At 70.8% G+C, this 13,602-nt stretch carries 13 protein-coding genes; 10 read left to right on the top strand and 3 right to left on the bottom strand.

Going from position 1 to position 13,602, the window contains the following annotated elements; genetic code table 11:
* Nucleotides 1-9 precede the first annotated feature (9 nt).
* Nucleotides 10-987, top strand: a complete 978-nt coding sequence (gene galE / locus ABFX54_RS33485; RefSeq protein ID WP_346110589.1) for a UDP-glucose 4-epimerase GalE — start codon at nucleotides 10-12, stop codon at nucleotides 985-987.
* Nucleotides 988-1,081: 94 nt separating this feature from the next.
* Here the strand turns inward: galE and ABFX54_RS33480 are convergent, their stop codons facing one another.
* Entirely contained in the window at nucleotides 1,082-1,879 is a 798-nt protein-coding gene (locus tag ABFX54_RS33480; protein WP_346110588.1) for a hypothetical protein, read from the bottom strand.
* A 353-nt stretch (nucleotides 1,880-2,232) separates the two neighbouring features.
* On the opposite strand from ABFX54_RS33480, the gene sucC reads away from it, so the two are divergent.
* The 5 genes from sucC (at nucleotide 2,233) to ABFX54_RS33455 (ending at nucleotide 8,175) form a co-directional block, all read left to right on the top strand.
* Nucleotides 2,233-3,414, top strand: a complete 1,182-nt coding sequence (gene sucC, locus ABFX54_RS33475; protein WP_346110587.1) for an ADP-forming succinate--CoA ligase subunit beta — start codon at nucleotides 2,233-2,235, stop codon at nucleotides 3,412-3,414.
* 3 nt (nucleotides 3,415-3,417) lie between these two features.
* Nucleotides 3,418-4,293, top strand: coding sequence for a succinate--CoA ligase subunit alpha (gene sucD / locus ABFX54_RS33470; RefSeq protein ID WP_346110586.1), 876 nt, complete (start codon nucleotides 3,418-3,420; stop codon nucleotides 4,291-4,293).
* A gap of 217 nt (nucleotides 4,294-4,510) precedes the next feature.
* On the top strand, nucleotides 4,511-6,145 hold the full coding sequence (locus tag ABFX54_RS33465) for a cell division protein PerM (protein WP_346110585.1): 1,635 nt from the start codon (nucleotides 4,511-4,513) through the stop codon (nucleotides 6,143-6,145).
* Between the two features lie 177 nt (nucleotides 6,146-6,322).
* Nucleotides 6,323-7,366, top strand: coding sequence for an ATP-binding cassette domain-containing protein (locus ABFX54_RS33460; protein WP_346110584.1), 1,044 nt, complete (start codon nucleotides 6,323-6,325; stop codon nucleotides 7,364-7,366).
* The gene (locus ABFX54_RS33455) at nucleotides 7,363-8,175 is read left to right on the top strand and encodes an ABC transporter permease (protein WP_346110583.1); all 813 of its coding nucleotides are present in this window, start codon (nucleotides 7,363-7,365) and stop codon (nucleotides 8,173-8,175) included. The genes ABFX54_RS33460 and ABFX54_RS33455 overlap by 4 nt, the downstream gene beginning before the upstream one ends.
* 9 nt (nucleotides 8,176-8,184) lie before the next feature.
* Here the strand turns inward: ABFX54_RS33455 and ABFX54_RS33450 are convergent, their stop codons facing one another.
* Entirely contained in the window at nucleotides 8,185-9,150 is a 966-nt protein-coding gene (locus tag ABFX54_RS33450; RefSeq protein ID WP_346110582.1) for a helix-turn-helix transcriptional regulator, read from the bottom strand.
* A 61-nt stretch (nucleotides 9,151-9,211) separates the two neighbouring features.
* On the opposite strand from ABFX54_RS33450, the gene ABFX54_RS33445 reads away from it, so the two are divergent.
* Entirely contained in the window at nucleotides 9,212-10,435 is a 1,224-nt protein-coding gene (locus ABFX54_RS33445) for an epoxide hydrolase family protein (RefSeq protein ID WP_346110581.1), read from the top strand.
* 96 nt (nucleotides 10,436-10,531) lie between these two features.
* Here ABFX54_RS33445 and ABFX54_RS33440 read toward each other — a convergent pair whose 3' ends face one another.
* Complete coding sequence (locus ABFX54_RS33440; RefSeq protein WP_346110580.1) at nucleotides 10,532-10,882, bottom strand: hypothetical protein; 351 nt, start codon at nucleotides 10,880-10,882, stop codon at nucleotides 10,532-10,534.
* 143 nt (nucleotides 10,883-11,025) lie between these two features.
* Between ABFX54_RS33440 and purN the strand changes: the two genes are divergently transcribed.
* The 3 genes from purN (at nucleotide 11,026) to ABFX54_RS33425 (ending at nucleotide 13,568) form a co-directional block, all read left to right on the top strand.
* On the top strand, nucleotides 11,026-11,655 hold the full coding sequence (gene purN, locus ABFX54_RS33435; RefSeq protein ID WP_346110579.1) for a phosphoribosylglycinamide formyltransferase: 630 nt from the start codon (nucleotides 11,026-11,028) through the stop codon (nucleotides 11,653-11,655).
* Nucleotides 11,652-13,202 (top strand): bifunctional phosphoribosylaminoimidazolecarboxamide formyltransferase/IMP cyclohydrolase, encoded by a 1,551-nt coding sequence (gene purH / locus ABFX54_RS33430; protein ID WP_346110578.1) that lies wholly within the window; start codon nucleotides 11,652-11,654, stop codon nucleotides 13,200-13,202. The genes purN and purH overlap by 4 nt, the downstream gene beginning before the upstream one ends.
* A 177-nt stretch (nucleotides 13,203-13,379) precedes the next feature.
* Nucleotides 13,380-13,568: a hypothetical protein gene (locus ABFX54_RS33425; protein WP_346110577.1), complete on the top strand. Its 189-nt coding sequence runs from the start codon at nucleotides 13,380-13,382 to the stop codon at nucleotides 13,566-13,568.
* Nucleotides 13,569-13,602 lie beyond the last annotated feature (34 nt).

The following is a 13,602-nucleotide window of genomic DNA, read 5'->3' as shown; positions in this document are numbered from 1 at the left end:
GGTTCAGGGATGCGCGTTTTGATAACCGGCGGGGCGGGATATATCGGCAGCACGATCGCGTCGGCGTGCCTCGACGCCGGGATCGAGCCCGTCATCCTCGACAGTCTCGTGACGGGGCGGCGGGAGTTCGCCGAGGGCCGGGCGTTCTACGAGGGGAAGATCAGCGACGGCCCGCTGATTGACAGGATATTTACCGAAAATCCCGATATCGAGGCCGTCATCCATTGCGCGGCGCTCATCGTGGTCCCCGATTCCGTGGCCGACCCCATCGGCTACTACCGCGCCAACGTCGCCGAGAGCCTGGAGCTCGTCGACCACCTGATCCGCAACGGCCGCACCCGCATGATCTTCAGCTCCTCGGCGTCGATCTACCGCGCGGGCGACGACCACACGGTGACCGAGGAGTCCCCGCTCGACCCGCAGAGCCCCTACGCGCGCACCAAGGCCGTCTGCGAGGGCATGTTCGCCGACATCGCGGCCGGCGCGCCGATCAGGATCCTGTCCCTGCGTTACTTCAACCCGATCGGCGCCGACCCCAAGATGCGCACGGGCCTGCAACTGCGCCGCCCGAGCCACGCCCTGGGCAAGCTGATCGAGGCGTACGACGACGGCGTCCCGTTCCGGATCACCGGCACCGGCTGGCCGACCGCCGACGGCACGGGCATCCGCGACTACGTCCACGTCTGGGACCTGGCCACCGCCCACGTCGCGGCGCTCGAACGCTTCGACGGGCTGGAGGCCGGCGTGATCAACCTGGGCACCGGCGCGGGCACCACCGTGCGCGAGCTGGTCGACGCCTTCAACCGGGTCGTCGACCGTCCCGTCGAGGTCGTCGAGGCCCCGGCCAGGCCAGGCGACGTCGCCGGCGCCTACACCCGCAGCGACCTGGCCCACCGCCTGCTCGGCTGGCGGGCCCGCCACTCGATCGAGGAGGGGATCAGGCATTCGCTCGAATGGGCCGCCCTGCGCGACTCCCGCCTGACCTGAGGCGCCTGACCTGAGGCGCCGCGGCCGCTCCGGCCGCGTGAGATGCCGCGGCCGGACCGGCCGCGGCGTGGGTCCTCCGTGGGAGGGGCCTGAGCTATCCGGCGATGGCGCCGACGGAGCTCTCCGAGAGCTGGTCCGGGACCTCGCTGTCCTCACCGAGGTCCTTGGCGTCGATCCACAGGTCCTCGGCCGGCGCCTTGATGGTGACCTTGGAGCCCCAGCCGATGTACTTGGTGGCGGTGCTGGAGCTGTACTTGCCGAGCACGCCGAAGTCCATGGTCCAGCTCGACCGCAGCTCCCTGACCAGCCCCTTGGAGTTGACCGACAGGGCGTACTCCACCTTGATCTTGCCCAGCTTGCCGCCGAGCTTGCGGCTGTGCGAGGCGGCGGCGAGCTGGTCCTGGGTCAGCGCGCCCTTGTACGTGCCGCCCTTGACGCTCTTGGCCTTCGTCACCAGAGCCTTGAGCACGCCCGGCTGGAACACGTCGATCATCTGGTTGAACGTGGCCCCGGCGGCCACGCCCGGGTAGCGCACCCACTTCTTGCCCTCGGGCAGGTCCTGGCTGAAGGCACCGCCCTGGACGTAACTGTGGCCGCCGATCGTGATGATGCGCGGCGGCGCCACGGCGGCGGCGGCCTTGGGCGCCTTGTTCTTCATGTCGGAGGCCACGACCCCCGACTTGCCGAAGAGGAAGGTCCCGCTGCTCTTGCCGGTCGAGGCGCTCTTGCCGTCCACGGCCATCCGCGACGTCTCGACGATGCGCACGCCCTTGCCCGCGACGAACTGCTTCTTCAGCGCCTTCACGGGGTCCACGGGGGCGGCATGGGCCGGCGCCACGGTCACGAGCGCGGCGGCCGTCGTCAACGCGAGGCCCGCGAGAATTCGCTTCATGGGTTTTCCTTCGCTTCAAAGAAGAGGGAAGCAGCAGCCTGCCAATGGAAGATCACGACCCTATATCGAGAAACTGGCCATATGCCCCCGAAACGGTGCACTTCCGGTGCACGTCCCGCCCTGAAGAAGTGAGATCACCGTCACATAGTGGAAGAACCACGACCCGATGACCTGGTCAGGTCAAGCTTCGGGCTAGGCTTCACTGGCGGAAACGCCCGGCACGCATCCCCGAGCGTAGGAGCTCGCCGTGAAAGGGCAAGGCACGATGCCAAGGAGCGGCGAAGCGGACGCGACCGTCAGTGCCGTTGCCCGGGCCGCCGAACATCAGTCGCAATGGAAGAGGACGGACCCTCGTGGACCTGTTCGAACATCAAGCGAAGGAGCTCTTCGCTGACTACGGCATCCCGGTGCCACGTGGCATCGTCGCCCACACCGTGGAGGAGGTACGGTCGGCGGCCACGGAGCTGACCGGCCGCGTTGTCGTCAAGGCCCAGGTCAAGACCGGCGGCCGCGGCAAGGCCGGCGGCGTGAAGGTGGCCGACGACGCCGCCGACGCCGTCACCAAGGCCGAGGCCATCCTCGGCATGGACATCAAGGGCCACACGGTCCACAAGGTCCTCGTGGAGGAGGCCAGCGCGATCGCGGAGGAGTACTACTTCTCCTTCCTGCTCGACCGCGCGAACCGTACCTTCCTCGCCATCTGCTCCGCCGCGGGCGGCATGGACATCGAAGAAGTAGCCCACACCTCGCCGGAGAAGGTCGCCAAGGTGCCGGTCTCGGCGCTGAGCGGCGTCGACCGGGCGAAGGCCCGCGAGATCGCGGTGGCCGGCGGCCTGCCGGAGAAGTCGCTCGACGGCGCGGCCGAGCTCATCGAGAAGCTCTGGTGCTGCTTCGTCGACGAGGACGCCACGCTGGTCGAGGTCAACCCGATGATCCTGTCCGCCGACGGCCAGGTGAAGGCCCTCGACGGCAAGGTCACGCTCGACGAGAACGCCGCGTTCCGCCAGCCCGACCACGAGGCGCTGGCCGACAAGGCCGCCGAGGACCCGCTCGAGGCCAAGGCCAAGGAGAAGGACCTCAACTACGTCAAGCTCGACGGCGACGTCGGCATCATCGGCAACGGCGCGGGCCTGGTCATGTCCACCCTCGACGTGGTGGCCTACGCCGGCGAGGCGTTCCCCGGCAAGCCGTCCCCCGCCAACTTCCTCGACATCGGCGGCGGCGCCTCGGCCGAGGTCATGGCCGCGGGCCTGGAGATCATCCTCTCCGACCCGAGCGTCAAGTCGATCTTCGTGAACGTCTTCGGCGGCATCACCGCCTGCGACGCCGTCGCCAACGGCATCGTCTCGGCGTTCAAGCTGCTGGAAAGCCGCGGCGAGGCCGTCACCCACCCGCTGGTGGTCCGCCTCGACGGCAACAACGCCCAGCTCGGGCGGCAGATCCTGGCCGACGCCGCGCTCCCGCGCGTCGAGCTGGTTGACACGATGGACGAGGCGGCCAAGCGTGCCGCCGAGCTCGCTGCGGTAGGTGCGTGACCCATGGCCATCTGGTTGACTGAGAACAGCAAGATCATCGTTCAGGGCATGACCGGCGGCGAGGGCACCAAGCACACCCGCCGCATGCTCGCCTCCGGTGCCCGCGTCGTCGGCGGCGTGAACGCGCGCAAGGCCGGCACCACGCACGAGGGCCTGCCCGTGTTCGGCACGGTCAAGGAGGCCATCGCACAGACCGGCGCCGACGTGTCGGTCGTCTTCGTGCCGCCGGCGTTCACCAAGGACGCGGTCATCGAGGCCATCGACGCCGAGATCCCGCTCGTCGTGGTGATCACCGAGGGCGTGCCGGTGCACGACTCGACGGCCTTCTGGGCGTACGCCGTCGAAAAGGGCAACAAGACCCGCATCATCGGCCCCAACTGCCCGGGCATCGCCTCTCCCGGCGCCTCCAACGCCGGCATCATCCCCGCCGACATCACCACCGCCGGCCGCATCGGCCTGGTCTCGAAGTCCGGCACGCTCACCTACCAGCTCATGTACGAGCTGCGTGACTTCGGCTTCTCGACCGCCGTCGGCATCGGTGGCGACCCCGTGATCGGCACCACCCACATCGACGCCCTCCAGGCCTTCCAGGAGGACCCGGGCACCGACGCCATCGTGATGATCGGCGAGATCGGCGGCGACGCCGAAGAGCGGGCCGCTGCCTACATCGAGGAGCACGTCACCAAGCCGGTCGTCGCCTACGTCGCGGGCTTCACCGCCCCCGAGGGCAAGACGATGGGCCACGCGGGCGCCATCGTGTCCGGCTCGGCCGGCACCGCGCAGGCCAAGAAGGAAGCGCTGGAGAAGGTCGGCGTCCGCGTCGGCAAGACTCCGTCCGAGACGGCTCGCCTCATGCGCGAGATCATGCAGGCGCGCTGACGGGCTTCCGTCCGTCAACACCGCGCTTCACCGTTTTTCGCCAGGGCCCTGCTCGATGCGGGGCCCTTCGCGTTCCCTCACCGTCCGACGGAACCCGCCGGACGGTGCCGCGGCCCGCGCTGTACGGCCTCAGAGCCCGTGCGGAGGCCCACAAAGTGGGCGGCGGGCGGCGCGTCAACCAAGCTTCGGTCGGGAAAGCTTGAGAAAATCGCCTACTGTGACGGCGATTCTCGACCAGCTGCGTACCGCCCCCCGGTCGGTGCTCGGCAAGCTCCCCGGGGTCTCGAGCGACGACGACGAGACACGGCGGCCGCTGCCGGTGTCGGGAATGCTGGCCGCCGCCTGCACCCTCGGCGTCGGCCTGGCCGCACTCACCACACTCACCCTGGTCGGCTGGATCGCCGCGCCACGCGGCGCGCTGGGCGCGGGCCTGCCGGGAGTGTTCAGAACGGCGGCGCAGCTCTGGCTGGCCGCCCACCACGCCGGGTTCGCGATCCCCGGCGGGCGCGTCGGGCTGCTGCCGCTCGGGCTGATGATCCTGCCCGCCATGCTGCTCTACCGCGCGGGCCGCTGGATGGCGAATGACGCCGACCTGCGCCTGCGGCTGCCCGCCCGGCTGCCCAAGAACAGCCCGAAGGAGCAGGCGGGAGCCCGCCGCCGGGCCCAGCTCGTGCTGGTGATGCAGGCCGGGGTGTCGCTGGCGGCCCCGTACGCGCTGCTCGCCGGACTGATCGCGCTCGTCGCGAGCAACGAGATCACCCAGCCCTTCATCGGCGAGGCGCTGCTCAGCCACTTCGTGCTGGCGTTCCTGTGCGGCGCGCTGGCCACCGCGCGCATGATCGGGCCGTGGCGGGTGATGCTGCGGCTGCTGCCCGAACGGGTGCGGGCGCTGACCGTCGGCACGGCGCTCGCCACGGCGGTGCTGCTGGTGGCCGGGCTGGCGCTGGTGCTGGTCGCCGTCGTGCTGAACTTCGGGCAGGTCAAGCAGCTGTCCGACGTGCTCGCGCCCGGGTTCGTCGGCGGGGTGCTGCTGGCCCTGGTCCAGCTCCTCTACCTGCTCAACGCCGTCATCTGGGCCTTCTCCTACATCGCCGGCCCCGGCTTCGCGATCGGCGCCGAGACGCTGGTCGCGCCGACGGGCGTGCAACTCGGCACCGTGCCGAGCCTGCCGCTGCTGGGGGCGCTGCCGGAGAGCGGGCCCGTGCCGGCGTGGATGATGGCGGTGATCGCGCTGCCGTTCGCGGCCGGGGCCGTGGCGGGCGTGATGGTGGCCAGGATCGCGCCCTCGCCGTCGTACGAGGCGGCGCCGCTGTGGGGGTTCATCAGCGGGGTGTCGACCGGGCTGGTTGCCGGGGTGCTGGCGGCGCTGTCGGGTGGGCCCATCGGCGGCGGACGGCTGGCCACGGTCGGGCCCTCGCCCTGGGAGGTGGCGCTGTCGGTCGCGATCGAGGTCGGGGTGGCGGCCGGCATCTCGGCGGGCGTGACCAACCTGCTGCTGATCAACAAACGCGCCAGGACCCCGCTCGACAAGGCGGCCGCCCCCGTACGCAAGGCCGGCGCCGCCATCGCCAAGGCGGCCAGCAAGGTCGGGCTGGCCGAGTCCGACCCGCGCCCGCTGCCCGGCCACTGGATGGACGCCACCGAGGCCGACACCCAGGAGATCCCGGTCATCAGGGACGACTGGCAGGACGAGCACGCGTCCGCCGAGGCCGAGACCCTGGCCCAGGCCCGGCCCCGCCCACCGGAGCCCGAGCCCGCCGCCCGCCCGCCCCGCAAGGACATCGTGGACGAGTCGGACGACCGGGGCGGCCACGTCATCTACGTCGATCCGTATGCCTGGGACCGCGACTAGCCGGACGATCGCCGCCCTGGCTGGGCCCGGCAGCGTCACCGATCGTGGGCGCGCGCGTGTGCTAGCGTCTGTGGCGACTTCTCACCGTAGGGTCTCCGCCCTCGCCAGCCAGCCTCCTCGTGTCCGGTGACACCGGGAAGGTGAAAGTCACACTAGATCCTGTTCAGGGGTGTGACGATGGGTGCTGCCCAGAAAGCGGATCCGGCCGTGGAGGCCGTCGATCTGACCAAGACCTATGCCGCGGGCCGACGCAAGGCGCCGCTCCCGGCGCTGCGGGGGCTGAGCTTCGCCGCGGTGAAGGGAAGCGTTTTCGGGCTGCTCGGCCCGAACGGAGCCGGCAAGTCCACCACGGTGAGGATCCTCTCGACGCTGACGGCCGCCGACTCGGGATCCGCGCGCGTGGCCGGGATCGACGTACGGACCCGGCCCGAGCAGGTGCGCCGGGCGATCGGGTTCGTGTCCCAGAAGCCCGGCACCGACCCGATGGCCACCGCGACTGAGAACCTGCTGCTGGCCGGGCGCCTGCACGGGATGTCCCGTCGGGACGCCGTGGCGCGGGCCCGCGAGCTCGTCGACCGGTTCGGCCTGGCCGATGTGGCGGACCGGCTGGTGCGGACGTACTCCGGCGGGATGGCGCGCAAGCTCGACCTCGCGCTAGGGCTGATGCACCGCCCCCAGGTGTTGTTCCTCGACGAGCCGACGACGGGGCTCGACCCGCAGGCCCGCGGTGAGCTGTGGGCCGAGATCGCGCGGATGGCCGGGGAGGAGGAGATGACGGTGCTCCTGACGACGCACTACCTGGAGGAGGCCGACCGCCTCGCCGACCGGCTCGCGATCGTCGATCACGGCACCGTGGTCGCCGCGGGCCGCCCCGACGAGCTCAAGAGCGAGCTGCGTGGCGATGCGGTGCTCGTGGAACTCGTCCAGACCGACGACAGGGCGCTCGCGGTGTTGCGGACGGTGCCGGGGCTGCGGGAGGTCGCCCTGGAGGGCCGTACCGTACGCGGCCGTACCGGTGACGGCGCCCGGGCGTTGCCGGAGGTCCTCGCCGCGCTGGAGGAGGCGGGCGTCGCGGTGAGCTCCGCGACGCTCGCCAGGCCTTCGCTCGATGACGTCTATCTCCGGCACACCGGTCACAGCCTCGGCGTCGGCCCGGCCCCGAAGCCGCTGGAGGCGATGAATCCTCTGGAGGCGACGGAGGCTTCGGAGGGGACGAAGTGACCACCGTGCGCCCGGCCGGTCCGGCCCCGCTGACCGTGATCACGCACTCCGTACTGCTGACCGGCAGGCTGCTGCGCGGCCTGCGGCGGATGCCCACGTTCCTCGTCATCGGCCTGGTCCAGCCGGTGATCTGGCTGCTGCTGTTCGGCCGGCTCTTCGGCTCGGTCGTGGACCTGCCCGGCTTCGCCCACGCGGACGGCGGCTTCCTGCGGTTCCTCACCCCGGGCGTGGTGATGATGACCGCGCTGTTCAGCAGCGCGTGGGCGGGAACGACCTACCTCCAGGACATTGACCGCGGCGTGATGGACCGGATGCTCACCTCGCCCGCCAGCCGGGCCGCGCTGGTGATCGCGACCATGGCGTACCAGGCGATCCAGACGGTCGTCCAGAGTCTGATCATCGTGGTCATCGCGCTGGCCGGCGGTGCCCGTTTCCCCGGAGGAGTGGTGGGTGTCGCGACCACTGTCCTGGCCGCGGTGCTGCTCAGCCTGATCTTCTCGGCGCTGTCCGGTGCCGTCGCCCTGATGACCCGTACGCAGGCGACGCTCGTCGCGATCTCCCAGTTCACCACGCTGCCGCTGATGTTCCTCAGCTCGGCCGTGATGGACCTGGCCCTGGCGCCTGCCTGGGTCGGCCACGTCGCCGGCTACAACCCCATGGAATGGGCCGTTACCGCGGCCCGGGAGGCGCTGCTCGCCCCCGCCGGCTGGGGCACGGTGTGGGCTCGCCTGGGGCTGCTCGCGGCGACGGTCCTGGTGATGGGCCTGGTGTCCGCGCGGGCCTTCCGTGCCTATCGGCAGGCGGTCTGACCTGGTACGTCAGGGTGTCTCCGCCGGAACCGCCCGCCGGTAGCGGTCGGCCAGGGCGCGGATCTCCGCGACGAGTTCGGGCGGCTCGGTGACCTCGAAAGGGGCGCCGAGCATGCCGAGGTAGGAGGCCAGCAGCTGTGGCGTGTCCGAGCCGACCTCGGCCACGCAGGCGTCGTCGCCCAGGGGTTCCACCCGGACGCCGGACGGCAGCCGGTCGCGTACGTGCTGGGCCGGCGCGCGGACCGTCACCCGCGCCCGGCACTGCCAGGTCGCGGTGGCCAGGCCGGTGGTGACGTGGCCTGCCAGGTCGCCGCCGGGGTCCTCGCGCGGGGTGAAGCGGGGGCCGTTCGGCGTCCGCAGCCGCATCCGGTCCACCCGGAACGTACGCCAGTCGGACCGCGCGATGTCCCATCCGACCAGGTACCAGCGGCCCCGGCTGTGCGCGAGCCGGTGCGGCTCGACCTCGCGGCGGGTGGCTGACCCGTCGTGGGCGGCGTAGTCGAACCGGAGCCGCTCGTGGTCGCGGGCGGCCGCCGCGATCGCGGTGAGCGTCTCGGCGTCCACGTGGGAGCCCGCGTGCGGCAGTGGGACGACGGAGGCGCGCAGGCCGTTGAGCCGGTGCCGAAGCCGTGACGGCAGCAACTGCTCCAGCTTGGTCAGCGCACGCAGCGCCGCCTCCTCGATTCCGGTGACCGCGCCCTGCGTGGCACCCACCCGCAGCCCGACCGCGACTGCGACCGCCTCGTCGTCGTCGAGCAGCAGGGGTGGCAGCTGCGCGCCGGGCCCGAGCCGGTATCCGCCGGTGACGCCCCTGATGCCGTGCACCGGATAGCCGAGGCCGCGCAGGCGTTCGACGTCGTTGCGCACGGTGCGCCCGGTGACGCCGAGCCGCTCGGCCAGCTCGGGCCCGCTCCAGTCGCGTGGCGTCTGCAACAGGGAGAGCAGCCGCAGCAGTCGTTGTGCTGTGTCCGACATATTTGCCAGTCTGCCTTGATACAGGAACGTATGGTTCCTGTATCGATCCTAGATTTCCGGTATGACGAACAACACGGACATCCGCCCGTTCCGCATCGACATCCCCCAGGCCGAGCTGGACGACCTGCGCGACCGCCTCACCCGCGCCCGCTGGCCCCGGCAGCTCCACGGCGCCGGCTGGGAGCGCGGCGTTCCCGTGGACCACCTCAAGGACCTGGCGGACTACTGGGCGAACGGCTTCGACTGGCGCGCGCAGGAGAAGGCGCTGAACGAATTCCCGCAGTTCATGACCACGATCGACGGCCAGGACCTGCACTTCCTGCACGTCCGCTCACCCGAGCCGGACGCGCTGCCGCTGATCCTCTCCCACGGCTGGCCGGGCTCGTTCGCGGACTTCCTGGACGTCATCGGGCCGCTGACCGACCCCCGCGCGCACGGCGGTGACCCGGCAGACGCGTTCCACGTCGTGATCCCGTCGCTGCCCGGCTTCGGCTTCTCCAACCCGGTGCGGGAGCCGGGCTGGGGCAACCTGTTCCGGGTGGCCGCCGCGTTCGCGGAGCTGATGACCCGGCTCGGGTACGAGCGGTTCGCCGCGCAGGGCGGGGACGTCGGGGGCGGCGTGACCATGCTGCTGCCCATGGTCGCCCCCGGCCGGGTGGTCGCCACCCACATCAACGGTCCTTCGCCGTACCCGTTCGGGCCGCCCATCGAGCTGGACGGCCTGTCCGGCGCGGACCGGGATCGTGCCGAGCGCTTCAACGCCTTCCGCGAGGACGGTCTCGGGTATCTGCACCTGCAGTCCACCCGCCCGCAGACGCTGGGCTACTCGCTGAACGACTCGCCGATCGGGCAGCTGGCGTGGATCGTGGAGAAGTTCAAGGAATGGACGGATCCCGCCGCCGCACTGCCGGAGGACGCGGTGGACCGTGATCGGCTGCTCACCGAGGTGAGTCTTTACTGGTTCACCGGGTCCGGGGCGTCTTCGGCCGGCGTTCTTTACGAGGGCATGCGCGCCTATCGAGAGATGGCCGCCTCCTCATCGCACAACGACGACGATCAGTCCGGCGACCAGGCCGGTGCCGAGCAGGCCGGGTGGCCGTCCGTGCCGGTGCCGCCGCAGGGGATCGCGGTGTTCGCGGCGGACATGACGATCCGCGCCCTCGCCGACCCGGCGAACACCGTCGGCCACTGGTCGGAGTTCGACCGGGGCGGCCACTTCCCGGCGCTGGAGACGCCGGACCTGCTGGTCGGCGACCTGCGCGCGTTCTTCCGCATCGCGCGCTGATCCCGGCGGCGGGCGGGCGGCAGGCGGCGCTCGACGCGGCGAACAGCCGCCGTCGGCCGGCGGCGGGACGGCAGGCGGCGCGAGGGGACGCGCCGCCTACGGCTGCATGGCGCCGAGCATCTCCAGGACGTCGGGCGGAAGCTTGCGCTGGGCCGCCTCCCTGAACTGGGCGAAGCACTCGCCCTGCGACGACACCGTGCCCGCGCCCTTCAGGCACTCCTGATAGGCGGAGTATTCGTCCATCAGGTAGAGCTGCATGCCCGTGGCCATGGCCGACAGCGCCAGCGCGATGGAGGAGACCGTGATGCCGCCCACCGCCACGCCCGTCGGCTTGCCCTCGGCCCTCAGCAGCGGCAGCGCCCGGACCCCGGCCATCAGCGCGAACAGCGCCATGACCAGACCCGCGAGCGGCAACATGAACGTCATGGCCAGCGCTGCGATGGACAACCAAATCGCTCGGCGGCCCGCTGCGTCAGCGGGCTGCTGGCCTGCCGGTGCCTTCACCGGTGTCGACACCTGACCTCCTCTGCGTCGCCGGGCGAGGAACAGATACCCTGTGACCCCCACCCTGTTTCCTCTTTGGAGTATGTGTGTCTAAGGCTGGGCGGCTCGTCGTCCTCGTCTCCGGCTCTGGAACCAACCTACAGGCCCTGCTGGACGCTTCTGCCGACCCGTCGTACGGCGCTCGCGTGATAGCGGTCGGCGCCGACAGGGAGGGCATCGAAGGACTGGCCAGAGCATCGAGGTCAGGCGTCCCGACATTCGTCGAAAAAGTGGGCGATTATGCGACGCGGGCGGATTGGGATGCCGCCATCGCGGCCAGGATCGCGGCGTACGAGCCGGACCTCGTCGTCTCGGCGGGATTCATGAAGATCCTGGGCCCGCCCACGCTCGACGCCTTCCCCGTGCTGAACACCCACCCGGCGCTGCTGCCGTCGTTCCCCGGAGCCCATGGCGTCCGCGACGCGCTCGCCCACGGGGTCAAGGTGACCGGATGCACGGTGATGCTGGCCGACGCGGGCGTCGACACGGGGCCGATCGTGGCGCAGGAGGCGGTGTCCGTGCTCCCCGACGACGATGAGAAGGTCCTGCACGAGCGCATCAAGACGGTCGAGCGCCGGCTGCTCGTCGAGATCGTCGGCCGGATGGCTCGCGAGGGCTGGACGGTCAGCGGACGTAGCGTCCGAATCGGCAACCACACAGGAGGGGAATCCACGTGACTCGCATCGCCATCCGGCGCGCGTTGATCGCTGTTTACGACAAGTCCGGGCTTGAGGAGCTGGCCAGAGCCCTCGACGGCGCCGGGGTGGAGATCGTCTCGACCGGCGGCACGGCCGCCGCCATCTCCTCCTACGGGATCCCGGTGACGAAGGTGGAGCAGCTCACCGGCTTCCCCGAGTGCCTGGACGGGCGGGTCAAGACGCTGCACCCGCGCGTGCACGCCGGGCTGCTGGCCGACGTCACCAAGCCGCACCACGTGGCCCAGCTGGAGGAGCTGGAGATCGACCCGTTCCAGCTGGTCGTGGTCAACCTCTACCCCTTCCAGGAGACCGTCGCCTCGGGCGCCTCCGCCGAGGAGTGCGTCGAGCAGATCGACATCGGCGGCCCTGCCATGATCAGGGGCGCGGCGAAGAACCACAGCACCTGCGCGGTCGTGGTCGACCCCGCCTTCTACGGTGACGTGCTCGACGCGCTGGGCGAGGGCGGTTTCACGCTGACCGAGCGCAGGCGGCTGGCGGGCATCGCGTACGCGCACACCGCCTCCTACGACGTGGCCGTGGCGAACTGGTTCGCGGGGACGTACGCGAGCGAGGACGAGTTCCCCGCCTTCGCCGGGTCGGCGTACCAGCGCAAGGCCACCCTCCGCTACGGCGAGAACCCGCACCAGCGCGCGGCCCTCTACACCGGCGGCACGGCGGGCGAGGGCGGGCTGGCGGGCGCCGAGCAGTTGCACGGCAAGGAGATGTCCTACAACAACTACCTCGACGCCGACGCCGCCTGGCGCGCGGCGTGGGACTTCGCCGAGCCGTGCGTGGCCATCATCAAGCACCAGAACCCGTGCGGCATCGCCATCGGCGCCGACGTGGCCGAGGCGCACCGCAAGGCGCACGCGTGCGACCCGGTGTCGGCGTACGGCGGCGTGATCGCGGTCAACGGGGCGGTCACGGAGGAGCTGGCCAGGCAGATCTTCGACGTGTTCACCGAGGTTGTGGTGGCTCCGGCGTACGACGCGCAGGCCCTTGAGGTGCTGCGCGGCAAGAAGAGCCTGCGCCTGCTGTTGTGCCCTGAGGGGCCTTCCGAGCCGACCGAGTTCCGCAAGATCAGCGGCGGCCTGCTCGTGCAGACGGTCGACCGGGTCGACGCGCCCGGCGACGTGGCCGCCCAGTGGGAGCTCAAGGCGGGCTCACCCGCCACGCCCGAGCTGCTGGCGGACCTGGAGTTCGCCTGGCGGGCCAGCCGCTCGGTGAAGTCCAACGCCATCCTGCTGGCCGGCGGCGGGGCGACCGTCGGGGTGGGCATGGGCCAGGTCAACCGGGTCGACTCGTGCCGCCTGGCGGTCACCAGGGCGGGGGAGCGGGCTTCTGGGTCGGTGGCGGCTTCCGACGCGTTCTTCCCCTTCCCTGACGGGCTGGAGGTGCTGACGGAGGCCGGCGTACGCGCGATCGTGGAGCCTGGTGGCTCGATCCGGGACGAACAGGTCATCGAGGCGGCCCAGAAGGCCGGCATCACCCTCTACTTCACCGGAACCCGTCACTTCTTCCACTGATCACGTGCGACCGGCGCCGATCGTTCCTGGAGAGGGCTGATCGTCACCGTAAAGTGCTGATCATTGCAATAAGGGCGACATGTGCGATCATGTCGCCCTTATCCCATTTTGCCGCGAGCACTCATCGCATCCGGTTACTCTGAACCTCTCCCCGTTGCCGTCACTCGGAGTACCCCTATGGCGCTCGACGCGATCCTGCAGGCATTCGTCACCCTGAACGGCCTGTCCACCAGCCCCTTCGTGCTCGTGGCACTCGCCTTCGTCGGTGCTTACCTCGGCAGCCGCGCCGTGGAGCTCATTCCTTACACCCGCCGCATCATCGAGCGCCGCGAGGCCCAGGCCGCCGCCGCCGAACGCGACGCCTGACCTTTTCCGCGTCCAGCGCACGCCCAGGTCCCGG

It is taken from the genome of Nonomuraea maheshkhaliensis, from assembly GCF_039529435.1.
GTDB classification, from domain to species: Bacteria; Actinomycetota; Actinomycetes; order Streptosporangiales; family Streptosporangiaceae; genus Nonomuraea; species Nonomuraea maheshkhaliensis.
The sequence above is the reverse complement of the archived record's forward strand: the minus strand, read 5'-3'. Positions and strand labels throughout refer to the sequence as shown.